Origin of the sequence: Flavobacterium sp. FlaQc-57, assembly GCF_044007395.1 — a bacterium.
In the GTDB taxonomy this organism is placed as follows: Bacteria; Bacteroidota; Bacteroidia; order Flavobacteriales; family Flavobacteriaceae; genus Flavobacterium.
The window spans coordinates 452,462-477,312 of sequence record NZ_JBIPDA010000001.1; the positions used below are offsets into that span (position 1 = coordinate 452,462).

Sequence of the window (24,851 nt, forward strand, 5' to 3'; positions counted from 1 at the left end):
TTCTGCAACGGCTTGGCTTTTCTATACCAATTTTAAAAATCAATTCACCCAAATACATAAAAATATGCTTATAGCTGAAAATCTGACCAAAAAATATGGCGATCATATTGCTTTGAATAAACTGAACTTAACCATTAAAGAAGGTGAAATCTTTGCCCTTTTAGGTCAAAATGGTGCTGGAAAAACTACTACTATAAATCTTTTTCTAGGTTTTATTGAGCCAACTTCCGGTGAATTAAAAATCAATGACATCTCGGTCATAGAAAATGCTCAGGAAACTAAAAAATATGTCGCTTACATTCCTGAAACCGTAATGTTATATCCTAATCTTACTGGTTTAGAAAATCTTAAATTCTTTTCTTCTCTTGCAGGATTCAACTATTCAACTGGAGAATTAACTTATTTTCTTTCCAAAGCCGGTTTGCAAGTTGCAGCCCACAATCAGAATCTTGGCGGATACTCAAAAGGAATGCGCCAAAAAGTTGGTATTGCTATAGCGGTAGCCAAAAAAGCCAAAGTATTATTGTTAGATGAACCAACGAGTGGCTTAGACCCTAAAGCTTCTAATGAGTTTTCTCAAATTTTAAAAGAACTTTCTGCAGACGGAACAGCAATTTTAATGGCTACGCATGATATTTTCAGAGCCAGAGAAGTCGCTTCACACATTGGGATCATGAAACAGGGAAATCTGGTAACGGTGATCGAAGCAGATAAGATTTCGGCAAACGAGCTCGAGGATTTGTATTTACAAACGGTATAAAAAGGAGATAGAAAAATGAAACATTTACTTCCCTTTTTACTATTAGTAACGGGTACACAGTGCGTACAATCGCAAAATAGCACTAAAAAAATCAAAGACAGTATCGCTCAAGATTCCGTTAAAATCGCGAGAAACGAACTGCAAACTGTAGAAATCATTGGCCGTTCGACAAAAAAATACAATAGTGATTATTCGTTTGCAGCCACAAAAACAGCGGCACTGAACAAAGATATTCCGCAATCAATCTCGACAATTACCAAAGAATTAATAGCAGACAAAGGCGCTTTTTATCTTGCCGATGCTGTAAAAATGGCCAGTGGCGTAATTCCTGCGAGTTATTACAATCAATACACGATTCGGGGAATTAGTCAAAACGAAGAAGGTCAGATTATCAACGGGATGCGAACACGTCAATATTATTTTCTTCAGCCTTTAACCAATAATATTGAACGCATTGAAGTAATAAAAGGACCGTCGAGCGCTACATTTTCATCTGTCGATCCGGGCGGAAGTATCAATTTAGTTACTAAAAAACCTTTGGCTATTGATCGAAAAGAAGTGAGTTTGAGTGTGGGAAGTTTTAGTACTATCCGCGGAAGCTTAGATTTTACAGGACCATTAAACGACTCTAAAACGTTACTATATCGCGTAAACGGCGCTTATCAGGAAGCCAAATCGTTTCGTGATTTAGTAAGCAATAAATCATTCTTGATTTCGCCGTCTTTCAGTTATATTCCAAATGAAAAAACGGCCATTAATACCGAATTAATTTTGAGTAACATGACGGGAATTCTCGATCGTGGGCAACCAATTTTTGGCGCTGTTGCTGGAGTTACGAATTTAAACAAAACACCAATTAGTTTAAATCTGGGTGCTCCCAGTGATTTTTTCAAATCGAACGAAATGATTTTTACAACCAGTTTCGCACATAAATTCAGTTCTAAAATTGGTTTTAATGCGCAATACATGAAACAAACCTGGACAGAAAATCTTCAGGAACACCGAACTACAAATGGTTTTGCGGTCGATATGAACAATAAGCCCGTAACCAGTTTAGCAATGATGCAATTTGTTCAGCGTCAGCAATATTGGGACATTGATAATTTAAGTACGTATTTTAATTTTGATTTAAAAACGGGAAAAATCAAACATAAATTATTGACGGGTTACGATTTAAGCAGTTGGAATAAAACCAAAGGCGGCGGACAAAATGCAGCAAGAGGTTATTTACTAAAAGACGGAACTGTTGCCGGTACTTTTGTTCCTGCAAACGCGGCCAATTATCAAACTACAACCATTGACGGCGTTGTTTTACCTAAACCAAATGTCAATTATTTTAACTTGAATAATCCAATTTATACACTTACAAGCGCAGATGATTATACTTTGAATGTTCGATCTGCATTGCCATCGGCATTAACGACTACAAATGCTGTTTATATTCAGGATCAGATTCAATGGGATAAATTTACTTTTTTACTGGGTTTGCGACACGAATGGTTTGAAGACATTACTAATTATGAATCAAATAACGAATTAACCGTTAAAAAATCGGCATTATTGCCACGTGTTGGTGTGACTTACGCAATTAACAATCAGATTAATGTTTACACGACGTATCTTGAAGGTTATCAGCCACAATCGAATACAGTGACTTTAATGCCACAAACGGGATCTTTACCCGCAGGAAGTTTATTTGATCCGCTTGAAAGTAATTTGAAAGAAGTGGGATTAAAAGCTACTTTCTTCAACAATGCAATGAGTTTTAACGCAGCAGTTTACGAAATCAATCAGCGTAATATTTTGATGAATGCCAATGATCCTGCAAATCCGGATTTACTGGTAACGCGCGGTGCCGAAAGAAGCCGTGGTTTTGAATGCGATTTGGCAGGATATATTACCGCAGATTGGCAAATAAATGCTTCATACAGCTACATTGATGCCGAAATTACCAACGATCGTGATGCGTCGCTAATTGGTGCCAGAAAACAAAATACACCAAAAAACAGCGCCAATCTATGGACGCGTTATAATTTCAATACTGATTCGGCTTTAAAAGACTTAGGTGTTGGTTTCGGCTTGCAATACCAAAGCAGCAAAGTGCCTTGGTTTACCAGAGCTTTTACGCTTCCTGACTTCACTGTTTTTGATGCAGCGTTGTATTACAAACCCAACAAAAGTAATATGCAAATTGCTCTTAATGCAGGAAATTTATTCAACAAAACCTATTGGTTAGGTGCTCAAAATTATTTGAGATTATTTCCCGGTGCTCCGAGGAATTTCAGCTTAACTGTAACTTATAAATTTTAATAGGGATGAAATTATTACACACAGAAATTTTAATCGCCAGACATTTAAAGAATTCCGTTTTTAAGAATTCGGCGGTTTTTATTATTACCCTTTTTATTGGCATTATTTTATTATATGCGGCCTATTCGGGTTGGGAGAATTACAACAACCAAAATGAAACGAGCGAAAAATACCAACACGAATCGCGCGAAGACTGGTTAAAAAATCCTGACAAAAATCCGCATAGAATGGCACATTACGGCAATTTTGCTTTTAGAAAAAGTACTTCATTGAGCGTTTTTGAATTCGGTATGGAACCTTTTTTCGGAAATGCAATTTTTCTGGAGGCACACAAACAAAACACAGCCAATTTCTCTGAAGCAGGATTCTCTAATAGTATGCTTCGTTTTGGAGAAATCAGTATTGCGATGGTTTTACAGATTTTATTGCCTTTATTGATCTTTTTCCTTGGTTTTAATGCGGTCGCAGCCGAAAGGGAAAACGGAACTTTAAAACTGCTTTTGAGTCAGGGAATCAGCTGGAAACAGCTATTGATAGGCAAGACTTTAGGAATTGTAACTGTTATAATGCTGCTTTTTGTTCCCACTATTATTGTGCTTGTTTTCATTTGGTTATTGCTTCAAAATTTTACAATTTCAACAGATGAAACGATTAAAATGATTTTATTTATTCTGTTTCATTTTATTTATTTGATCTTCTTTTGCATCATTGCCGTTTTGATTTCCGCATCAAGCAAAACCTCTAAGAAAGCATTGATTTCATTAATTGGAATCTGGCTGTTATTTACCATTATATTACCAAGAACAACGCAGGCGATTGGCGCATACATTTATGAAGCGCCTTCTAAAATTCAGTTTCAAAGTGATATCGAAAAAGATATTCTGAAACAAGGAGACAGCCATAACCCTAATGATTTGCATTATAAAGCGATTAAAGATTCTCTTTTGAGCGTTTATAAAGTCGATTCGGTACAAAAACTTCCCTTTAATTACTCGGGATTTATTATGACCGAAGGCGAGAAAATAAGCTCTAAAATTTACAATCAGCATTTAGAAAAACTACTTCATGTTTATGAAAAACAAAACAGTTTTTCTAAGACAGTTTCGTTCCTTAATCCATACATCGCCATGAAGAATTTATCGATGGGATTATCGAATACCGATTATGATTCGTATATCGATTTTCAGAAACAAGCTGAAGCCTACCGATATAATATGGCGCAGAAAATGAATGCGCTGCAGGTAAAATTCATCAGCAATAAAAAACCTGCACCAAATGATAAACCACTGACAATTGGCAAAGAACATTGGGCAGATGTTGATGAATTTCATTATGAACCAAAGGAAATTTCAGCTGTTTTAAAATCTGAAATCACCTCTGTTATCTCTATTTTTCTCTGGATTATATTGCTTTTTGTTTTGATTCGAATTGCAGCTAAAAACCTTAAAGCCATTTAATTATGTTAGTATTACTTTTTAAAAATTTCATACGATCTAAGGGAACCAAAATTGGACTTATTTTTCTCTTATTAATCAGTTTTATAAGTCTTTTAATTGGGCAGCAATTTCAGGAAAAGCAACAAAATAATATCAAAGAAGCGGCACTATATCAAAAAGAACATATTGCCAGAAATGCAGCTTTTCATAAAGACGAAATGGGGCTTCTGCTCTATTACATCAAATTTTCGATAATCAATAAAACCCTGCCAATTAACAGTCTGGCGATTGGCCAGCGCGATGTAAATCCGTCGATACAAAGTGTTACAATTCGAGGTTTAGAAGGACAGAAATACGATTCAGAACTTAACAATCCGAATAATCTGTTATCCGGAAATATTGATTTTAGCTTTGTTTTGATTTATCTTTTTCCACTTTTAATTATCGCCTTTTCATATAATTTGGTTTCGGAAGAAAAAGAAAGCGGAACCTGGAAAATTGTCGCTACTCAAAGTAACAATACCTTTTTGTATATTCTAAAACTATTCTACATCAGAATTTTAAGCTTAATTGCACTTTTAACTTTCGTGCTTTTTATTGCTGTTTTGTTTCTGAATATTCCGTTAGACCAATCACTTTTTACTTTTTACGGAATTGGTATTCTGTATATTCTGTTTTGGTTTGCAGTTTGCTTTTTTATTGTTTCGTTGCAAAAACATTCGAACTTCAATGCCGTTATTTTATTGACGATTTGGCTGTTTTTAATTATCGTTTTGCCGGCAACGATTAATACTTATATTGTCAATAAATATCCAATTCCGGAAGCTTTAGAATTAACGGTTAAACAACGAAATGCATATCACGAAAAATGGGATATGGATAAAAAAATAACCTTGGATAAATTCTACGCTCATTATCCTCAATTTAAAGTTTATCCTTTGCCGGATAAAGAGTTTAACTGGCTTTGGTATTACGCGATGCAGCAAGCAGGCGACGACGATTCGGCAAAACAATCGCAGGAATTAGAAAGTAAATTGCAGCAGCGAAATGCGGCAAGCCAATTTATAGCGCAATTTATTCCGACTTTACATGCTCAAATTCAGCTGAATGAAATTGCGAAAGCCGATTTAGGAAATCAGCTTTTATTCTTAAAGGAAACCAAACAATTCCATGAAAAAATGCGTTTGTATTTCTATCCTAAAATATTTGATAATGCAGATGTTAGCAAAGAAAACTGGTCAAAATTTAAGGTACAAACTTTTAATGATCTTTCTAAAATAAGCTTTTCAAAGGCATTTTTACCATTACTCTTTTTTAATTTATTGTTAATTGGTTTTGGATGGAGGAATTTTAAGCGTATTATGATTTAACCGCAAAGTTCGCAAAGGTTTACGCAAGGTTCGCAGAGTTTTTTGACAAAGCTTTGCGAACTTTGCGTTTTTTATAAAACCTGTATTTCAAAAAAACTTTGCGTGCTTTGCGGTTAAAAAATCTCAAAACTTTCCGCATATTCTGACTAATATTTTTTCAAATCCTCTTTATTTTAATTTTATTTAGAATTAATATAAATAAACTTTATATTTGCCCCATTCTTGGCAAATTCTGGCAGTTTTATAAATTTACGCAATTGCCTCTACAAAGTAAATTTCGTTTGATGAATAACAATACCGGTTTCGAATTAGATCTTTTCAAATCCTTTACGGAAGGAGACGAAACTGCATTCAGTTATTTTTACGACAAGTATTTTCGAAGAATTCAGGCTTTTAGTGTCCAGTTTATTTATGATCAGGACGAAGCTGAAAATCTGGCTCAGGAAGCTTTTTTACATTTATGGCAAAACAGAGAAAGTGTCGAGTCTATCAACGGTATTCAATCTTTCTTGTATACTTATGCCAAATCGAAATGTCTAAATATGATTCGTCACAATAAAGTGAAGGATAAATTTAAAAGCGACATCTTAAACCAAAAAGAAAGAGAATTGGATATCGAAATCTTAAATTCGGTACAGTTTGATACTTTAGAATTAACCGAATTAGAACGTTTAATTCAGGAATCGATTAGTGATTTACCTCCCAAAACGAGAGAAGTTTTTATAAAAAAACGTTTCGAGAATAAAAAAAATGCAGAAATCGCCGAAGAAATGCAAGTTACCTTAAAAGCTGTCGAAGCCCACATGACAAAGGCTTTGAAGATTTTAAAAACTAAATTATCCGATTATTTGTTCTTGATTTTTATCCTTATTTGTAATAATTAAAAATAAAAGGTAGGGTATTTTATTTCTGAAGTGTACTTACTATAACCAGAAGATTAAAAACGAAAATATGATTACCGAAATTATTCATAAATATCTTTCTAACGAAGCTTCAGAGCAAGAAGTTCAAACTCTTTTTGATTGGATCGATGCTTCAGACGAAAACAAGAAGCACTTTATTTCTTTAAAAAAGGCTTGGGCTCTAACGACGCTCTCTGAAGGTATTTCGATCGATTCTACTCCAATAATCTCCATTAAACCTAAAAAGAAAACATATCGCTTTTTAAAGTATGCTGCTGTATTTTTAGTCCTGTTGGGATTAGGAAAATTGGCTTTGAATTTTAATCCAAAACAAAAAACAACTACCAAAGAAATTGTTTTAGAATGGTCTGATGGTCGCTCTGAAATTATGAGCAAAACCAAAAAAGAAATCTTGGTACTTAATCAAGATCGATTATTAGTTGCTAAGAAATTCTCAAATCAAATTATCTATTTCGGAAAAGTTCAGGATGAAAAAGTAGTATACAATACACTTAAAGTTCCGTACGGAAAGCGTTTTAAATTAACGCTTTCAGACGGTACGGTTGTAAATTTAAACTCAGGAACTACGTTTCGCTATCCTGAGCAATTTGGTATTAACGGAAAAAGAAATGTGTATTTGACCGGTGAAGCATTTTTTGAAGTTGCCAAAGACAAAGCGCATCCATTTATTGTAAACGCCAATCAGGCTGGCATTGAAGTTCTTGGAACCAAATTCAACGTAAGTGCTTATCCTGAAAACTCAAGCGTTAACGGTACTTTGGTAGAAGGAAGTATTCAAATGTACGACATCGAAAACAAACAAAATCTAGTTTTGCTAAAGCCTAATCAAATGGCAACCTGGAATAATAACTCCAAAAAAATTACAACAAAAGAAGTTGATCCAAGCTTTTATTCCGCGTGGACAAAAGGTGAACTTGCTTTTAAAGATACCCCATTTTCAACAATCTCTAAAATAATTCAGCGTACCTACGACGTCGAAATTATCAACGAAAATGCTGTTTTGGCCAAACAGAATTTTACCGGTACTATTAAAATTAGCGAATCGAGTGTCGAAAACATTTTAGACCTTCTAAAGCGTGACACGCCATTTCATTATTCTATTAAACAAAATACTATTACCATTACCAATCTTCCAAACTAAATAAAACATGACTTTTACTATACCTAATTTAAGGAAAATTCTATTTTTCCTAGCCCTATTCATATCCTGTTTTAAAGGTTTTTCTCAGAATAAAAGCATCACATTACAGGTAAAAAACAAACCTATTAGTTTGATTATTAAAGCTATTGAAGATCAAACTGATTTTAGAATTATTTATAATGCCCGAAAAATTGATGCTGATCAATTGGCAGATATAAACGTTCAAAATGCAAGTTTAGAAACGGCTTTAACACAATTATTTGCCGGGAAAAACATTTCGTTTTACATACAAAAAAAACAGGTTTTGTTAACGAACGCTGCTCCTGCTCCAACTTCTGGCTCTAACCCTGAAGAAAAAGAAAGATATATAAGTGGAATAGTTTATAGTGCTAAAGAAAAGATACCACTTGCCGGTGCAACTGTGCGTATTAAAGGTACCGGAATGGGCGCTATTACAGATTTTAACGGACGATTTGTGTATCAGTTAAAAGGAAATAACATTCATAATATGTTGCTTGAAGTCGGCTATTTAGGAATGGAAACTCAAACCGTAAAGGTCGATAACAAAAATGAGTTTACATTTTATCTTGAAGAACATACTGATGAATTGACTCAGGTTGTAATTACTTCGTCTTACGGAACCAAAAAAATGAAAGAGGAAATCGTGGGAAGTATCTCGACTTTAAACGCCAAAGATATTGCAGTAGAACAGGCTTCTGAAAGTATTGATAAAATGGTCGAAGGACAAATTGCTGGGGTTTTAGTCGAAAATACTACAGGAGTTGGTGGTCCGGTTAAAATAAACATTCGTGGTCAGGGAACTTTATCTTCTCTATCAGGAGCAAAAACAGGAACTTCTTCTCAGCCGCTTATCATTATAGACGGATTGGTTATGAGCGAAGAAATGGGGATTGACAGTGCTTTTTTTGACGGAAATGGAGATAACTCAGAGACTTTCTCAAATCCGTTAATGAAAATTGCACCCGAAAATATAGAATCATTTACTGTTTTAAAAGATGCCGCAGCCGTTGGTATTTATGGTGCCGATGGTGCAAACGGGGTTATTTTAATTACAACAAAAAAAGGAAAAAAAGGGAAAACTCAATTTAGTTTTTCTAATCAATCCGGAATTTCATCTGCGATCAATCAAATTAAATATTTGAATGGAGAACAGTATAACGAAATCAGAAATGAGTTTCTAAGAAATACAACTCCGGGTTATGTCGATGTGCCTTATAATGGCGTAAATACAGATTGGTTTGATTTATTAAACAACGCAGGATACTTTAATAAATACAATTTGAGCGTTTCTGGTGCAACATCTAAATTTTCTTATCGTACCAATGTTAATTATTTAAAAATTGATGAGCCTCAATTGGGCAACAATACAAAACAGTTAAATCTTGGGGTTAATTTGGGTTATCGTGCTAATAAATGGGATATTAATTTGATGCTGAATCCAAGTTTTATTCAAAAAGATGCTCCTAATATTTTTTACAATTTTGCTTATTTACCTACAATTTCACCTTATAATGCTGATGGTTCGCTTTCGAAAATTGGCTTAACGGGTATTAGTGGAGGAAATCCATTTGCGGCAATTGAACAAAATAAAAACCAATCTCAGACTTACGGACTTATGGGTAGTTTGAGTCTTGGTTATCAAATTGCAAAAGGTTTGAGATTCTCGACTCTTTTTGGAATCGATTATACGGATAAAGAACAAGATCGTTACTTTTCTGGTCAAAATGAAAGCGGTCAATTTAACGGAAGTTTTATTTTAAATCAAATTACATATCCAACTTGGGGACGTCGTATTATTAACGAACGAAACGCAACCAGATGGAATTGGCAAGGACAGCTTTTGTTTGAAAAACAACTGAACGAAAATCACGCCATTGACGGCGTTGTTGGTATGGAACTTTCTGAAGACAAAACAAGCTTTGATTACTCTTCCGGACTTGGCTTCGTAAATCCAAACCAGATTCATGCTGTTTCTGAAGCGCTTAGAGATGATAATCCTGATACCACTATAGATGAAACCAACTCGGGTCAGACTTACAGTCACGAAAATAGCAACAACTCAAAAGTTTCGGCATTTTCGCAAATCAATTACAATTATAAAAAGCGCTACTATTTCTTAGCCAACTTTAGACGTGATCAAAGTTCGGTTTTTGGAAATGATTCTGATGTTGCCAACAATGGTGGTGCAGGTTTTAGCTGGATTACGAGCAACGAAAACTTTTTACAATCGACTTCATGGATTGATTTATTGAAATTTAAAGTAAGCTACGGAACTACCGGAAACTCCAGAATTGGTTCTTACCGTTCTAAAGGTTTATATAACATAAGTCAAAACGGATATAATGGCGGTACACAAGCAAAACCGGGTGCGGCTCCAAACGAACATTTAGGTTGGGAAAAAAATACCAAATTTAATGTGGGTATCGATTTCAATATTTTTAATCGTGTCGAATTGTTACTGGAATATTACTACGATAATTTAAGTGATTTAATTACAACAAGAGATATTCCGACAGAAACAGGTTACAGTTCTGTACAATTGAATGCTTCAAGTATGTACAATAAAGGTTTTGAGTTTACTACCAGAATAAAATGGATAAAAAGTGATCGTTTCAAATGGACCACTTCTTTCAATATTTCAACCGTAAAAAACAAAGTTACAGAGCTTAAAGGTTTAGGCAGCGAATATTCTGTTGCAACCTTGGCATTGGCTCAAAAAGTAGGTTACAGCACATCTACGCTTTGGGGAATAAATTGGGTGGGCGTTGATCCGGCTACAGGTCGTGATTTGGTCGAAAAAGACGGCAAAATTTACGACGCTACAACCTACAGATCTTTATTCACCAATGCCGATTTAGTGCCAATTGGAGACAAGCAAGCGGATGCTTACGGTGGTTTTAATAACAACTTTACGATCAATAAAAATATTGTTTTATCGATTAGAGGCGCGTTTCAGCTTGGTGGAGATTTTTTAGTACAAGATGTTTTAATCGATAAATATTCGAATACTTTAAATAGAAATCTTACGATAAATGCCTACGATCACTGGCGAAAAGCAGGAGATATTACAACACAAGGTTCAGTAAGTACTTCGCCAATTCAGGCCAATTTGAGCAAATATATTTATGATGCTACTTTTCTGAAAATTAGTGACATCAATTTGAGCTACAATGTTCCTCTAAAGAACACTTTTCTGGACAATCTGGCTGTTTTTGCCGATGCTACAAATGTTTGGTATTGGTACAAAGAAAAGAGTCCAAAGGGAATGAATGGTATTAGAGAGTTAAATTATAATTATCCGCAAGCGAGAACTATATCGATCGGAATGAACGCTAAATTTTAAGAATATGAAATATTTACAATATATAACCTTTGCTCTTTTCATTTTTTCTGCGCAAAGCTGTAGTGATTTCCTAGAACAGGAACCGGGAACTCAAACTTCGATAGACGAGCTTTTGCAAGACAAAAAAGGCGTTCTAACGGCATTAAAAGGTCTTTATACCGGTATTGAAGAAAATATGAGAGGCGAACGTTTTGCGGTTTACGCTGATTTGCAAGGCGGAAATTTAAAAATTACACCTTTTGATACTACGAATAAAGGACAAATTGTACTGCCAACAGCACTACAAAAAGTTTATTCTTTTGAAGACCAAGCCGAAACAAGTGATTTTAAGATGTTTTATGATGCGAGTTACAGCATTATAAATCAAGCAAACTTAATTTTAGAATACACACCTAATTTAACCGATGCAACTGATGCCGAGAAAAACCAAATTAAAGCCGAAGTACTTACAATACGTGCTTATGCACACTTTATGCTGTCGTTAATCTACAGTCAAAATTACGGTTTTACGCCAGATGCTTCTCATTTAGGAATTGTTTACAATACGCATTCAATAAAAGGTGGAATTCAATATCCAAAAAGAGAAACGGTTGCCAATACCTATAATTTTATTATTGACGATTTAAAAGCGGCTTTAGGTAATTATGCAGATAAATCAGTTTCAGACGGTCCGGCCTATTCTTATTTTAACCGAAACAATACAAAAGCATTGCTTGCACGTGTTTATTTGTACAAAAAAGACTGGCAAAATGCATATGATACTGCCAATGATGTAATTGCAAACTCTGGCGTACCACTAATGAATGCTACAAATTTAGTATCAGAATGGGAAAAAACAGATTTACCGGTTTCTGAAATTTTATTAGAATTTACTGTCCCAAGAGACGCATCAGGTACAACTTCTAGTTCGATAGCGGCTTACTTTGGTTATAGCACTTCGCCTCCGCCCTTGTTCACGATATCTGATACTGGTCGAAAATATGTAGCTTCAAACGATTTGTTCAATCTATATGAAACTAATGATTTGCGTAAAAAATTATTCTTACCGTTGCAACTTTCTACCTTAATTGCCGGAAACCAAGTACTGATGCCGTATAATTTCACCAAAAAATACCACGACAATCCTGGTTATGTTGCTTTTCGATTGAGTGAAATGTACTTAATTCGTGCTGAAGCGGCTGTCGAAACCAACAAACCAGACTTAGCAATGGCCGATGTTAATGTTATCAGAGCCAGAGCAAATGCAACTCTTTTGACAAATACAACCAACATTAAAGAAAACATTCTATTAGAAAGAAGAAAAGAACTTTGTTTTGAAGGACATTTATTATTTGATCTTGCCCGAAACCAAAAAGGAATTTCTCGAAATGACGGCTGTATTTCTAATGTCTGCAGCTTAAATTATCCTTCACCAAAATTTATATTGCCAATACCACTTTTCAATATCAATCTTAACTCAAACCTAAAGCAAAATGAATCGTATTAAATTTATACCGACACTATCTATTGCTATAATACTATTATTTGCAGCTTGTTCTAAAGACGATTACAAATTAGGCGGAGAAAACGTAGATCCGTTTGTGAGATTTAACTTTATGACAAAAAGTGATAATATACCGCTTGAATATCCGGCTGTAAACGCCAATTTAATTCCAAGAAACAGCTTTGAAAACACCTCTGTAAAAACACTAAAGGTACCTGTTGCCTTAACTTCATTTTCGCTAAAAAATGCCGTTACAGTCAATTTTAGTGCAACATCAACTGGTGCAACAGACAGTTACAGCCTTAATCCAAAAACAACACTTACGTTTGAGGGAAGCAAACTTACAGACACCGTTTTTGTTTCATTTGACAAAAGATGGACTGAAAACCAAAGCATTACTTTAAAATTAGAAAATGCTTCTGATCCTGAAATTCATATCGGAAATCGAAATACCGAAGCAACAAACGATACTTTTAAAATTGATTTGGGAACAATCTCTACCAACTATACTTTTCCTGTAAGTAAAATTGATATTAAAGGAGTTAAAGGCGAAGTAATCGATTTTAAAGTGAATTTCCCTAACGGATTTTTTCCTTCAGAAGTTGATAAACTTGAAATGTTTCAGTTCTTAAACGGCTTTGATTACGAATTAACACACGACGATTATGGAACAAACAGAAGTTCGATAAACTATCATTTAAAACTTCTGGAAGACCTTCAGAATGACGATGTTTATTACGAAAGCTCCCTAACTTTAATCAATACAACAAATTATCCTGCGACAGGAAACAAAATTTTACAAATCGTAAAACCAATTAAATCAGCGAGAGATGTAAAAGCCAATCCAGCATCAAAATTTTACGACTTAACCAATCAGTTTTATTTGACTTATGGCGAAAACTGGTTTGATAAAAGCGGAACTTGTGCATGGCAGGCTTTTAATGCTTTTACGTTTCCGGTTGTAGTTACAAAAGACAATCCAAACGCTATTTTATACAGCGATAAAGGCACAACAAACCCAAATGACGATATTTATCACGATGCTTTCAAAATTGGTTTTAATGTAGTTTCAGGAACATCTACAACCAATTCTTTCAATTTAAAAAGATGGTTTACCAACGAAAGTACCGCTGCGGCAAATTCTCCAGGATTTAATATCACCTCGGCATTAGAATTTTTCCCGGATAACGGAAACAGTAAAACCCAGGGAAAAGTTTTAGTTATTCCGCAATACATAACCGTTGCCAGCACTACAAAAAGCAGTCATAGTATTGCCATTTCGGGCGAAGGAACTTACAAAGAAATCAGCACAGGTTTATTTGAAATTTCGTTTGAGTTGAAATTAACCAATCAGGAATTATTTGGTGGAACAGCTACTTCTCAATACAAAATTTACAACAACAAAACCTATCCAAAAATTAGTGCAATAAACGAACCTTGCGCGAAGGAAGTTGATCTTTAAAAAAAGTTTTCAGTTTTCAGTCTCAGTTTTCAGTGTTCAGTCGCAGTCGCGGTTTTCAGTTTTCAGTTTTCAGTTTATAACGTAGAGTATAAACTCTATTTTAAGAAAAACGTAAACCAACTTTGTCAAAGTTTTAAAAACGAAGCTTGTACACCGCGACTGAAAACTGAGACCGAGACTGAAAACCGAGACTGAAAACCGAGACCGAAGACTGCGACTGAAAACTGAAAACTGAGACTAAAGACTACAACGGAAAATGAAAAAAAAATGAAAGCAAAAAAACTAATAATCCCCTTTTTATTCCTGCTAAGTTTAACCGCTTACAAGAGCATCGAACAACCCGACTATATTGATGTTACGGAATTACGAAAACTCTACTCCAGCGGAGATCCAACTAGTTGGCCTGCACCTGAATTAGATAAAAGTATAGACAAAAAAGCATTCCAGGATATTGGAGTGCTTTCTGCCGTTCCATATCCAGCGTATAATCCATATTCTAAAGAAAAAGAAAGTCTGGGTAAAATATTGTTTTTTGACCCGAGATTATCCAACAGCGGACAAATTGCATGCGCGTCTTGTCATAATCCTGAATTGGGCTGGACAGATAATTTAACCCGTTCTTTTGGTCACGATCGCCAAACGGGAAAACGCAACTCGATGACGATTTTAAACTCGGCGTACGCCAAAACTTTATTCTGGGATGGTCGCGCTTCAAGCCTTGAAGATCAGGCACAATTTCCTATTGGAGATCCTCTGGAAATGAATGAAAAACTAACCATCGCTGTCGATAAAATTGCCAAAATTAAAGGTTATAATGAGCTTTTTACAGCTGCTTTTGGCGATAAAAAAGTAGATCTGCAAAGAATACAATATGCAATCGCGACTTTCGAAAGATCCATTAATAGTCCAAAAAGTAAATTTGATAACTTTATTAGTGGTAAATCAGACGCTTATAGTGACTCACAAGTAAAAGGTCTACATTTATTCAGAACCAAAGCACAATGCATCAATTGCCATAATACGCCTTATTTTAGCGACAATCAATTTCATAATGACGGACAAACTTTATTCGGAACAAAAAACGAAGATTTTGGGCGTTATAATGTAACCAAAAACAAAGAAGATATTGGCAAGTTTAGAACACCAACCTTGCGTGAAGTTGTCAACACTAAACCATGGATGCATCACGGACATTTTCCGTCATTATTAGATGTCGTTGAACTTTACAATTTAGGCAACCCTGCTCCTATTCAGAAAAAATATGCCGGAACTGCGCGCGATTCGTTGATTCCGAAACCAGATCCTTTACTTAAAAAATTAGATTTAAACAAAGAGGAAATCAACGATCTTTTGGCTTTTATAGAAACTTTAAGCACGCCAACACGAAGAATTATTATTCCAACAATGCCAAAGTAATTAAATTAAGCTGACTCATATATTTGTTCTACATATACTTAAATCAAAAGAGCCCATTTTGCTATAAAAATGGGCTCTTTTTTTGTTTTAAATCTTACTAATAATCGTACTAAATATTTTAACAAAATTTTCAGTGTTTTTCATAATTTTTTGTAAATTTACTAGCAAATTGTTCATTTACAGCAATTTACCAAATAAATCCTCACTGTTTTTTTTTAATATAATACCACAGCTTATTATGAAAAATAACTTTTTATTCGCAGGTTTAATTGTACTTCTTGCTCATTGCTCTGTTAATGCTCAGGAAAATTCGGCACCAAAAAACTGGCCTGATAGAACTGTTCTTCCAATAGAACCTTATCAAAAAGTAGGTAAAGTGGCTCCAACCATCAAAGATTCTGACCCTATAGAATGGCCAAAAGAAATTAGCGCACCTGAAGGAGCGCCCAACGTATTACTAATTATGATCGACGATGTGGGTTTTGGAGCAAGTTCGACTTTTGGAGGCCCAATTCCTACCCCAAATTTTGATGCCCTTGCTCAAAGCGGATTAAAATACAATCGTTTTCATACCACCGCTGTTTGTTCGCCTTCGAGAGCAGCACTTATTACGGGTAGAAATCATCATACCGCTGCAACAGGAATTATTATGGAATTCTCAACGCCTTATCCGGGATATAACAGTTTGGTCCCACGAAGTGTTGCTACCATTGGTAAAATACTGACTGATAATGGCTACGGTACTTCTTGGTTTGGAAAAAATCATAATGTACCAGATTGGCAATCTACACCGGCAGGTCCTTTTAATTTATGGCCGACAGGTTTAGGTTTCGAATATTTCTATGGTTTTCTGGGCGCCGATGCACATCAATTTAGACCTGCTTTGTTTGAAGGTACAAAACCTGTAGATCCTTACTTTAAAGAGGAAAAAGTAGATCCTAATTATATCTTAGACCGTGATTTGGCTGATCATGCCATTCATTGGATACAAACACAAAAAAACGTTTCGCCAAACAAACCTTTCTTTGCTTACTACACACCAGGAACGGCACATGCGCCTCATCAGGCTCCTAAAGAATGGATTGCGAAATTTAAAGGAAAATTTGATCAGGGATTTGATAAGCAGCGCATTGCCACTTATGAAAATCAAAAAAAGTTAGGCATTATACCCACTGATGCATTACTGGCCCCCACTCCGCCGGAATATCAAAAATGGGATGCTTTATCTCCGGGAATGAAAAAAGTTGCGGCAAGAGAAATGGAAGTTTATGCAGCAATGTTGGCGTATTGTGATAATCAAATTGGCAGAATACTTCAATCTATTAAAGATTTAGGGCAATATGATAATACGATGGTTATTTTTATAATGGGCGATAATGGCGCCAGTGCTGAAGACCCGACCGGTCAGGGATTAACAAGCGAAATAGGTATTATGGTCAATGGCGAAGTAGATACTGAAGAATTTATGCTGAAACATCTCGACGATTTTGGTGGTCCGTGGATGGCTGAACATTACTCACAAAGTTGGGCTCATGCTATGAATACTCCTTTTCAATGGGATAAAAAAATTGCGTCGCATTTAGGGGGCAGCCGTACCGGAATGGTGATTTCCTGGCCTGCAAGAATCAAACAAATTGGACAAATTCGCAGTCAGTTTGCTCATATTACCGATATTGTACCGACCGTTCTTGAAGCAGCAAATATACCTCAGCCTAAAAAAGTAGATGGATTTGATCAGACTCCTATAGCGGGGAAAAGTTTAGTATATTCTTTTGATAATGCAAACGCTCCTGAAACACATAAAACACAATATTTTGAAGTGATTGCCAACAGAGGTTTTTATAAAGACGGATGGCTGGCTAATACAACTCCAAAAAATCTTCCGTGGCAAGGACATCCAATTCCATCAGAAGATCCTGTAAAAGATTATAAATGGGAATTGTACGACTTGACAAAAGACTTTAGTCAGGCAAACGATATTGCAGCTCAAAATCCGGAAAAATTAAAAGAGATGCAAAAAGCTTTTATGGAAGAAGCTGAAAAATATAAAGTTTTTCCTTTTGACGATCGTTATATTGACCGAGTGAATCCTGAAAATCGTCCTAATTTAAACAAAGGAAGATCACAATTTACTTTTCATCAAGGTACATCGCGTATTACGGAAGGAATGGCGCCAAATATGAAAAACACTTCCTTTAGTATTACTGCTGATGTAGAGGTAAAAGCCGGACAAGAGGGAATGATCATTACTCAAGGTGGTTATTTTGCAGGACTCGCTTTAATGCTTCAAAAAGGAAAACCAACTTTTGCTTATGCCTTTTCTCATTATCCTAATCATAAGTGGCGTATACAATCGCCAACAGCTTTAACTGCCGGAAAACACACTATTGTTCTAAACTTTGACTACGCAGGTGGCGGCGTTGGTAAAGCAGCAAAAGCTACTTTGTTAGTCGACGGAAAAAAAGTAGCAAGCGGTGATATTCCTAAAACAGTTCCGAGTCGTTTCTCTGCAGATGAGACGCTGGACGTAGGCGAAGATTTTGGAACTCCTGTTGACAGAACCTACGATGCACCTTTTACTTTTCAGGGTAAAATCGAAAAAGTTGTTGTCGAATTAAAGCCATAAATCCTTTTTTTTAAACATGACTAAAAGCCTATTTCTAAATGAAATAGGCTTTCTTTTGTATTAGAAAGAACAATATAAACTACTTTTTTAAATCTCCAAACCATTCTTTATAGTAATTCCCTATACTTTCATTGAAGTATAAAATAGCGATGAAGCCAGAAAACACGCATCATTTTTTAAATTTGTTTGAAACAAAAAGAAGCTTTTACATCTTTTACAAAAAGTACCATCATGAAACTAGAACAAATTCAAATTCAGACCAGCGACATCCAAAAAACTATATCATTTTATCAAGATATCTTAGAATTATCAATAATAGAAAAACAGTTGGATTCTGTTACCATTCAAGCAGGAAATTCTACTTTAAAATTCATAGCAAACACTTCTTTCGATTCTATCTATCACTTTGCATTTAATATCCCTGAAAATAAACTTAACGAAGCGATTGAATGGTGCAAAAACAAAATAGATTTAATTTTTATTGAAGATCAAAAAATCATTACTAATTTTGAAAACTGGAATGCAAACGCCGTTTATTTCTATGATAATAATGGCAATTTACTGGAATTTATCGCAAGACATGATCTTAATAATGCTCAAACAGAAAAATTCAGCTCAAAATCTATTTTAAACATTAGTGAAATTGGAATCGTAAATGAAAATCCGTTGGCATTAGGAAAAGAACTAATTGCAAAACATAATTTGGAATTCTTTTCTAAAAATGACAATAGCGAAGTTTTTGCTGCCCTTGGAGATGACGAAGGTTTATTAATTATGGTAAAACCAAATCGAAATTGGTATCCTACTAAAACTCCTTCTGAAAGCAATAGAACTGAAGTTAGAATAGAAAATAATGGAAGGAAAATTGAACTCAAATTTTAAGTTTTCATTACTTAATATTCCTTATTTTTATAAAAACTAAAATTTCAAAAAATGCCTTTTGTCCGAATCAGTCTGCCTAAAAAACTTTCACTAGCTACAAAAAATACTATTTCAGAAGCTGTTCATCAATCTTTAATAGAAGAATTTCATATTCCGAAAGACGATTATTTTCATGTAATTGAAGAATTAGAACCTCATCAAATAAAATATCCGGACAGTTATCTTGGTATTTCACATTCTGAAGAAATTATTTATGTTCAAATTACTGCCGGGCAAGGAAGAACGGCAGAACAAAAGAAAAATTTGTACCATAAAATTGCATCAAAAATTTCGACCTCAACAGAAATTTTAATCAACAATGTTATTATTGTTTTATTAGAAAATAACGGTTTGGAAAATTGGTCTTTTGGAAATGGTGAAATTCAGGAACCTAAACATTTAAAAAAGTAAGTTTTAAAGAAACGAATTTTAATTTAGAGAACAATGAACTGGAATAATTCAATTACAAGTTTATTTGATATTCAATATCCTATTGTTCAGTCGCCAATGTTTGGAGTTACGACGCCACAAATGACCGCAGCCAGTTCTAACGCAGGTTGCTTAGGATCATTGGCTTTGGCCGATCTAAATGCTGAAAATTGTATCAGGCTCATTAATGAAACGCAAAAATTGACAGACAAACCTTTTGCTGTGAACATTTTTGTAAATGAAATTCCGAAAATTGATGATACACTTACTCATCGTTATTACAAAGCTAAAAGCTTTATAGAAAATCTGGCCAATGAGAACGGTCTTAAAGTTGTTTTACCTGAATTAAATACAATTAAAATCACTGATTATCACGATCAGGTTGAAGCCATTATTCATCAAAAATGTAAAATTCTAAGTTTTATTTTTGGATGTCTCGACGATGAATCGATAACACTTTTGAAAAAAAACAATGTGCTTTTAATTGGAACTTGTACTTCTCTGGAAGAAGCAAAAATTTTATCTGAAAAGGAAATCGATATTATATGCGTTCAGGGAATTGAAGCCGGCGGACATCGAGGAAGTTTTAATCCAAATAATATTCCAGAGATTGGAGGACTTTCATTGCTATCTCAAATAACTGAAAATGTAAAAAATCCGTTGATTTATGCCGGCGGAATTTACAATGCAAAAACACTTTTGGCTGCAAAAAATTTGGGCGCAAAAGGATTTCAAGTAGGAAGTTTACTTTTAGGATCTACAGAAAGCGCGCTGAAACCGTTTGAAAAAAACAGATTAAAATTGGTAAAAGAACATGAAATTGTGCTAACCAAATCGTTTTCCGGAAGATATGCCAGAGGTATTAAAAATAAATTTATCGAAATCCTTGAACATTCGGATTATGTTTTGCCTTATCCTTATCAGAATAAACTAACCTATGAATTAAGGAAAATCGCTAAAGAAAAAGAACTTACCGATTTTGTTGGTATTTGGCTTGGGCAATCAATTAACGGTTTTAGCGAAAAATCTACTTTTGAATTGTTGAACGATTTAATTCAGGAAACCGAAGACTTTATGCTTTAGATAAAATTAAAATTCGTCAAAAGGCTTCACCGATACGGAAATATAGTCCCCAATCGCCTTTACCAACAGCAGCATCTAAACCAACATTAAATTTCTCAGTTTTAAATGCTCTGTAGCGATAACCAACGCCCGCTCCAGGATATAATTTCCAATTAAAACTGGTTGTATCAGATCCGTATATCGTAGCAACGCCGGCAAAGCCAACGAGTCCCATTTTTTTATTAAAATTGTAGCGATACTCCGCTTGCAAATCCATAAGTCCGTCGCCACGGTATTTTCCTTCAGAATATCCTCTGATATCTTCATTACCAATAGTTACTTGCTGTTCAAATGCAATAGCTCCTAATCCGAACTTTCCTGAAAAACGAGCTGCGAGTACATCGGTTCCATTTCGCATTGGAAAATATTTATTATATTCTGACAGAATTTTATTGGCATTGACATCATTCCCAAACCAAGTGGGATAAGTAAGCCATCGCAATTTTACTTTATCACCTTTAGTAGGATAATAAACGGCATCGCGGGTATCGTACAACATTATGAGCTGTAACCCATTTGTATGTGTTGTCGTAGCTGGTTGCACATCGTCCTGGTATTTTGTGTCATAATGCGCGTAAGAATAACCAATACCTGCATATAAAGCTTTAATGACCTTGCGTTGCAGGCTGAAATTTATCATGCTTGTTTTTGTTCCGTAATTATAAAAATCCGGTACATCAATATCGTCGACAAAATACTGTGCATTCTGGTTGCCTGTAGCTAAAAACACTTGGGCACGCCACATATCTTCTTTAAAATACCATTTGTTGAATGTGGCTATGAAATAAGATTTATTGGTTGTATAAATGGCCGAAATACCGGATAAAGATTTAGGTGAAATTGTATCGGCTTTGTTTACTTTATACATCATCATCGGGATTGCCCCAAACATAAAATCAAGAGTTCTGTTGTAGTTAAGATAAGGCATTACATTGAAATCAATATTCTTAATTTTCGTTTTAGATCCCGTACTGTCAGCAATCTTTGTCTGAGTCCAAGCTCTCGGACACCATAATGATAATATGATGCAACCTAAAAGTACTTTCTTCATAATTTTGTTTTTAATGTATAAAACAAAACTAACACATGATTAAAAAATATCCTTTCAATTTACCTAATCTTGCGTTCCATGTTATAAAATGAAACCGTTCTTTTTAAGTTCCTGCTTGTAAAATCTGCTTATTATTTTATTTACATTTGTAATTCCGGATTTATCATATGATTCAAAGAAATATTCCTTTTAGTATTGTAGAGAAATGGCTTACCGCCTGGTCATTATCCAGAAAATTGCCATTGCCTTCAAAATACAAATCAGGACTTATGGTTGAAGTTGGGTATGAGAATCAAAAAAGACGGTATGTTTTTACAGCACTTCATGAGGATCTTGTCGAATTATCACAATCGATTACTCAACCTGGGATTTTTCTAAAAGTTTGTTCTTCTCCTGACGAAATAAAAAATAAAATAGCTGAAAAATGGATTATTCAGCCTCAAGGATATATGATGTCTTGCTTTCATCCAATGAACATTCTAAACTGTACTTTAAATGATGAATATAAACTAGAATTTGAACATTACAATTCAACCTATGTTATTCGGATCGTTACTAAAAATGGTGCATTAGCTTCAATAGGGCGTGTTGTTCTTGTAGATGATTTAGCTGTCTACGATAGAATTTTAACCGAAGAAAATCATAAAAGAAAGGGACTTGCAACTTTCCTGATGCAGGAACTTGAAAAGATCGCTGTGGCAAATGGTGTTTACAATAATTTTCTGGTTGCAACAGAACAAGGTAAATTGTTCTATGAGTCTATAGGATGGGAAATCTATTGTCTTTATACGTCTCTTGTTATTCCAAATGTTGACTAAAAAGACTCTAATAATAAAAGTCGCTTCAAATTTTCGTTCTGAAGCGACTTTTATAAATTTTGGATATTAAAATTTCATTTTCTGAATTCTTACTGCATTTAGTATTGCTAAAAGTGCGACTCCAACATCGGCAAAAACAGCTTCCCACATTGTAGCGAGTCCGCCCGCACCAAGAATTAGCACAAAAGCCTTTACAACAAAAGCCAATGTAATATTCTGCCAGACAATCTTTTTGGTTTGTTTTCCTATATTAATCGCCATTGGTATTTTGCTCGGTTTATCATCTTGAATTACGATATCTGCAGTTTCAATTGTGGCGTCACTTCCTAAACCTCCCATTGCAATTCCAACTGTACTTAAAGCTATTACCGGAGCATCATTTACTCCATCGCCTACAAAAGCTACGGTTTCGTTTTTGGCTTTGATTTCGTTAAGTTTATTGACTTTATCCTCTGGCAATAAATCTCCAAAAGCATTTGTAATTCCTAATTTATTGGCTACAAACTGAACAACGTTTGTTTTATCACCACTTAACATGGTTACTTTTACGCCCAATGCTTTTAATCTGTCAACTGTTTCTTTAGCGTCTTCTTTAATTTCATCTGCAATGGTAATATAACCTGCAAATTTTTTATCATAAGCAATGGCAATTGTAGTATAAACAACCGCATTTGGATCAATATCATAGTTAATATCGAATTTATCCATCAATTTAAAATTCCCTACATGAAGCTCTTTTCCATTAATCTCAGCTTTCAATCCGTGACCGGAAATTTCTTCTACATTTTTTAATTCAATTGAAGCATCAATTTTTCCAACGTGATTATGAATCGCCGTAGCAACCGGATGTGTACTTTGACTTTCTAATACATTCACTAATTTCAGCATTTCATCTTTGTCGAAACCATCCTGAATAATAACTTCCTGAACTTTAAAAACACCTTCGGTCATTGTTCCGGTTTTGTCCATCACCACATTTTGAATGGTGGAAATACTATCTAAAAAATTACTTCCTTTAAATAGAATTCCGTTTTTACTTGCAGCACCAATTCCTCCAAAATAACCTAGCGGAATACTAATTACCAATGCGCAAGGACATGAAATCACTAAGAAAACCAAGGCTCTGTACAACCAGTCGCTAAATACATAATTGGAAACAAAAAGCATTGGCAACAAACAAATTGCAATAGCCAAATAGACCACAATTGGTGTATAGATTTTGGCAAATTTCCTGATAAACAATTCGGCAGGCGCTTTTTTAGTTGTCGCATTTTGCACCATTTCTAAAATTTTAGAAAGTTTGCTATCGTTATAAGCAGTCGTTACTTTTATTAAAGAAATTGTGTTTCCGTTTATCATTCCAGCCAAAACAGTTTCTCCTTTTACTTTCGTATCAGGTTTACTTTCACCGGTTAGAGCCGCGGTATTAAACGAAGCTGTATCCGATAATAATTCTCCATCTAAACCTAATTTTTCACCCGCTTTAAGCTGAATAATCGCTCCAATTTTTACATCAGCCGCTTTGATCTTTGTGGCAATATTATTTTCTACAACATTAACTTCATCAGGACGCTGATCTAATAAACTTTTGATATTCGATTTTGCACGGCTTACCGCCAATCCCTGAAAGTTTTCTCCAATGGTATAAAACAACATTACTGCAACACCTTCCGGATATTCACCAATAGCAAAAGCGCCAATAGTAGCAATGCACATCAGAAAAAATTCTGAAAACACATCGCCCTTCATAATACTTTCATAAGCTTCTTTTAAAACTGGCAATCCAACTGGTAAATAAGCAACAATATACCATGCAATTCTAACATATCCTGAAAACCAACTTTGAGGATAATAATGATCGAACCCAATACCTATAAGTAATAGAGCAAGAGAAATTATGGCCGGTAGAAATATTTTAAACAAACTCCCTTCAGCGCCATGTTCATGATCGTGTCCGTGATCGTGCCCATCATTTTCAGAATGTACAGGTTCATCGTGCGAACAGCAGCAACTGGATTGGTTCGTTTTTTTCTTTGTAATTTTTTCTTCTTTATGTATATGTTCCATAAAATGCGTTTCAAGTTTTATTTGTTTTAAGTTTGCTTCGCCACTTTGGTTTTCAACCTTATGTCAAGTTCAAACTTTGTCATAATATGTTCTAAATTTACGGATTTTGGGCCAATTGTCTATAACTAACGTTTTATTTAATCTTGCACAGC

Annotated in this window: 17 protein-coding genes; 15 read left to right on the forward strand and 2 right to left on the reverse strand. The window is 34.8% G+C overall.

Annotated elements, in window-relative coordinates:
• Positions 1-64 precede the first annotated feature (64 nt).
• The 14 genes from ACHRVZ_RS01870 to ACHRVZ_RS01935 all read left to right on the forward strand — a co-directional run bounded on the left by ACHRVZ_RS01870 (position 65) and on the right by ACHRVZ_RS01935 (position 20,724).
• Positions 65-760 (forward strand): ABC transporter ATP-binding protein, encoded by a 696-nt coding sequence (locus ACHRVZ_RS01870; protein ID WP_395420414.1) that lies wholly within the window; start codon positions 65-67, stop codon positions 758-760.
• 15 nt (positions 761-775) lie between these two features.
• Positions 776-3,070 carry a TonB-dependent siderophore receptor gene (locus ACHRVZ_RS01875; RefSeq protein WP_395420415.1) on the forward strand — a complete coding sequence of 765 codons (2,295 nt, stop codon included), beginning with the start codon at positions 776-778 and terminating at the stop codon, positions 3,068-3,070.
• Positions 3,071-3,075: 5 nt separating this feature from the next.
• A complete protein-coding gene (locus tag ACHRVZ_RS01880; RefSeq protein ID WP_395420416.1) occupies positions 3,076-4,527 on the forward strand; it encodes an ABC transporter permease in 1,452 nt (483 codons plus the stop codon).
• A 2-nt stretch (positions 4,528-4,529) separates the two neighbouring features.
• The gene (locus ACHRVZ_RS01885) at positions 4,530-5,876 is read left to right on the forward strand and encodes a DUF3526 domain-containing protein (RefSeq protein WP_395420418.1); all 1,347 of its coding nucleotides are present in this window, start codon (positions 4,530-4,532) and stop codon (positions 5,874-5,876) included.
• Between the two features lie 284 nt (positions 5,877-6,160).
• The gene (locus tag ACHRVZ_RS01890; RefSeq protein WP_395420420.1) at positions 6,161-6,760 is read left to right on the forward strand and encodes an RNA polymerase sigma-70 factor; all 600 of its coding nucleotides are present in this window, start codon (positions 6,161-6,163) and stop codon (positions 6,758-6,760) included.
• A 67-nt stretch (positions 6,761-6,827) separates the two neighbouring features.
• Complete coding sequence (locus ACHRVZ_RS01895) at positions 6,828-7,940, forward strand: FecR family protein (protein WP_395420422.1); 1,113 nt, start codon at positions 6,828-6,830, stop codon at positions 7,938-7,940.
• A 7-nt stretch (positions 7,941-7,947) separates the two neighbouring features.
• The gene (locus ACHRVZ_RS01900; RefSeq protein WP_395420423.1) at positions 7,948-11,304 is read left to right on the forward strand and encodes a SusC/RagA family TonB-linked outer membrane protein; all 3,357 of its coding nucleotides are present in this window, start codon (positions 7,948-7,950) and stop codon (positions 11,302-11,304) included.
• A 4-nt stretch (positions 11,305-11,308) separates the two neighbouring features.
• Positions 11,309-12,790, forward strand: coding sequence for a RagB/SusD family nutrient uptake outer membrane protein (locus tag ACHRVZ_RS01905; protein ID WP_395420425.1), 1,482 nt, complete (start codon positions 11,309-11,311; stop codon positions 12,788-12,790).
• Positions 12,777-14,249, forward strand: coding sequence for a hypothetical protein (locus ACHRVZ_RS01910; RefSeq protein WP_395420426.1), 1,473 nt, complete (start codon positions 12,777-12,779; stop codon positions 14,247-14,249). The genes ACHRVZ_RS01905 and ACHRVZ_RS01910 overlap by 14 nt, the downstream gene beginning before the upstream one ends.
• A gap of 267 nt (positions 14,250-14,516) precedes the next feature.
• The gene (locus ACHRVZ_RS01915; RefSeq protein WP_395420428.1) at positions 14,517-15,665 is read left to right on the forward strand and encodes a cytochrome-c peroxidase; all 1,149 of its coding nucleotides are present in this window, start codon (positions 14,517-14,519) and stop codon (positions 15,663-15,665) included.
• Positions 15,666-15,903: 238 nt separating this feature from the next.
• Positions 15,904-18,291 (forward strand): arylsulfatase, encoded by a 2,388-nt coding sequence (locus ACHRVZ_RS01920; RefSeq protein ID WP_395420429.1) that lies wholly within the window; start codon positions 15,904-15,906, stop codon positions 18,289-18,291.
• A 231-nt stretch (positions 18,292-18,522) separates the two neighbouring features.
• Entirely contained in the window at positions 18,523-19,173 is a 651-nt protein-coding gene (locus tag ACHRVZ_RS01925; RefSeq protein WP_395420431.1) for a VOC family protein, read from the forward strand.
• A 51-nt stretch (positions 19,174-19,224) separates the two neighbouring features.
• Positions 19,225-19,623, forward strand: a complete 399-nt coding sequence (locus ACHRVZ_RS01930; RefSeq protein ID WP_395420433.1) for a tautomerase family protein — start codon at positions 19,225-19,227, stop codon at positions 19,621-19,623.
• Between the two features lie 33 nt (positions 19,624-19,656).
• Positions 19,657-20,724, forward strand: coding sequence for an NAD(P)H-dependent flavin oxidoreductase (locus ACHRVZ_RS01935; protein WP_395420435.1), 1,068 nt, complete (start codon positions 19,657-19,659; stop codon positions 20,722-20,724).
• A 16-nt stretch (positions 20,725-20,740) separates the two neighbouring features.
• Here the strand turns inward: ACHRVZ_RS01935 and ACHRVZ_RS01940 are convergent, their stop codons facing one another.
• The gene (locus ACHRVZ_RS01940) at positions 20,741-21,814 is read right to left on the reverse strand and encodes a BamA/TamA family outer membrane protein (RefSeq protein WP_395420437.1); all 1,074 of its coding nucleotides are present in this window, start codon (positions 21,812-21,814) and stop codon (positions 20,741-20,743) included.
• A gap of 167 nt (positions 21,815-21,981) precedes the next feature.
• Here ACHRVZ_RS01940 and ACHRVZ_RS01945 point away from each other — a divergent pair, with 167 nt between their 5' ends.
• Positions 21,982-22,632: a GNAT family N-acetyltransferase gene (locus ACHRVZ_RS01945; RefSeq protein ID WP_395420439.1), complete on the forward strand. Its 651-nt coding sequence runs from the start codon at positions 21,982-21,984 to the stop codon at positions 22,630-22,632.
• Between the two features lie 66 nt (positions 22,633-22,698).
• On the opposite strand, the gene ACHRVZ_RS01950 is transcribed toward ACHRVZ_RS01945, so the two are convergent.
• The gene (locus ACHRVZ_RS01950) at positions 22,699-24,699 is read right to left on the reverse strand and encodes a heavy metal translocating P-type ATPase (RefSeq protein ID WP_395420441.1); all 2,001 of its coding nucleotides are present in this window, start codon (positions 24,697-24,699) and stop codon (positions 22,699-22,701) included.
• Positions 24,700-24,851 lie beyond the last annotated feature (152 nt).

Bases quoted from the DNA above. Each gene is read 5' to 3' on its own strand.
- ACHRVZ_RS01945 (WP_395420439.1), top strand. From the start codon at position 21,982: ATGATTCAAAGAAATATTCCTTTTAGTATTGTAGAGAAATGGCTTACC.
- ACHRVZ_RS01885 (WP_395420418.1), top strand. From the start codon at position 4,530: ATGTTAGTATTACTTTTTAAAAATTTCATACGATCTAAGGGAACCAAA.
- ACHRVZ_RS01925 (WP_395420431.1), top strand. From the start codon at position 18,523: ATGAAACTAGAACAAATTCAAATTCAGACCAGCGACATCCAAAAAACT.
- ACHRVZ_RS01950 (WP_395420441.1), bottom strand. From the start codon at position 24,699: ATGGAACATATACATAAAGAAGAAAAAATTACAAAGAAAAAAACGAAC.
- ACHRVZ_RS01890 (WP_395420420.1), top strand. From the start codon at position 6,161: ATGAATAACAATACCGGTTTCGAATTAGATCTTTTCAAATCCTTTACG.
- ACHRVZ_RS01915 (WP_395420428.1), top strand. From the start codon at position 14,517: ATGAAAGCAAAAAAACTAATAATCCCCTTTTTATTCCTGCTAAGTTTA.
- ACHRVZ_RS01870 (WP_395420414.1), top strand. From the start codon at position 65: ATGCTTATAGCTGAAAATCTGACCAAAAAATATGGCGATCATATTGCT.
- ACHRVZ_RS01900 (WP_395420423.1), top strand. From the start codon at position 7,948: ATGACTTTTACTATACCTAATTTAAGGAAAATTCTATTTTTCCTAGCC.
- ACHRVZ_RS01880 (WP_395420416.1), top strand. From the start codon at position 3,076: ATGAAATTATTACACACAGAAATTTTAATCGCCAGACATTTAAAGAAT.
- ACHRVZ_RS01920 (WP_395420429.1), top strand. From the start codon at position 15,904: ATGAAAAATAACTTTTTATTCGCAGGTTTAATTGTACTTCTTGCTCAT.
- ACHRVZ_RS01930 (WP_395420433.1), top strand. From the start codon at position 19,225: ATGCCTTTTGTCCGAATCAGTCTGCCTAAAAAACTTTCACTAGCTACA.
- ACHRVZ_RS01905 (WP_395420425.1), top strand. From the start codon at position 11,309: ATGAAATATTTACAATATATAACCTTTGCTCTTTTCATTTTTTCTGCG.
- ACHRVZ_RS01935 (WP_395420435.1), top strand. From the start codon at position 19,657: ATGAACTGGAATAATTCAATTACAAGTTTATTTGATATTCAATATCCT.
- ACHRVZ_RS01940 (WP_395420437.1), bottom strand. From the start codon at position 21,814: ATGAAGAAAGTACTTTTAGGTTGCATCATATTATCATTATGGTGTCCG.
- ACHRVZ_RS01875 (WP_395420415.1), top strand. From the start codon at position 776: ATGAAACATTTACTTCCCTTTTTACTATTAGTAACGGGTACACAGTGC.
- ACHRVZ_RS01895 (WP_395420422.1), top strand. From the start codon at position 6,828: ATGATTACCGAAATTATTCATAAATATCTTTCTAACGAAGCTTCAGAG.
- ACHRVZ_RS01910 (WP_395420426.1), top strand. From the start codon at position 12,777: ATGAATCGTATTAAATTTATACCGACACTATCTATTGCTATAATACTA.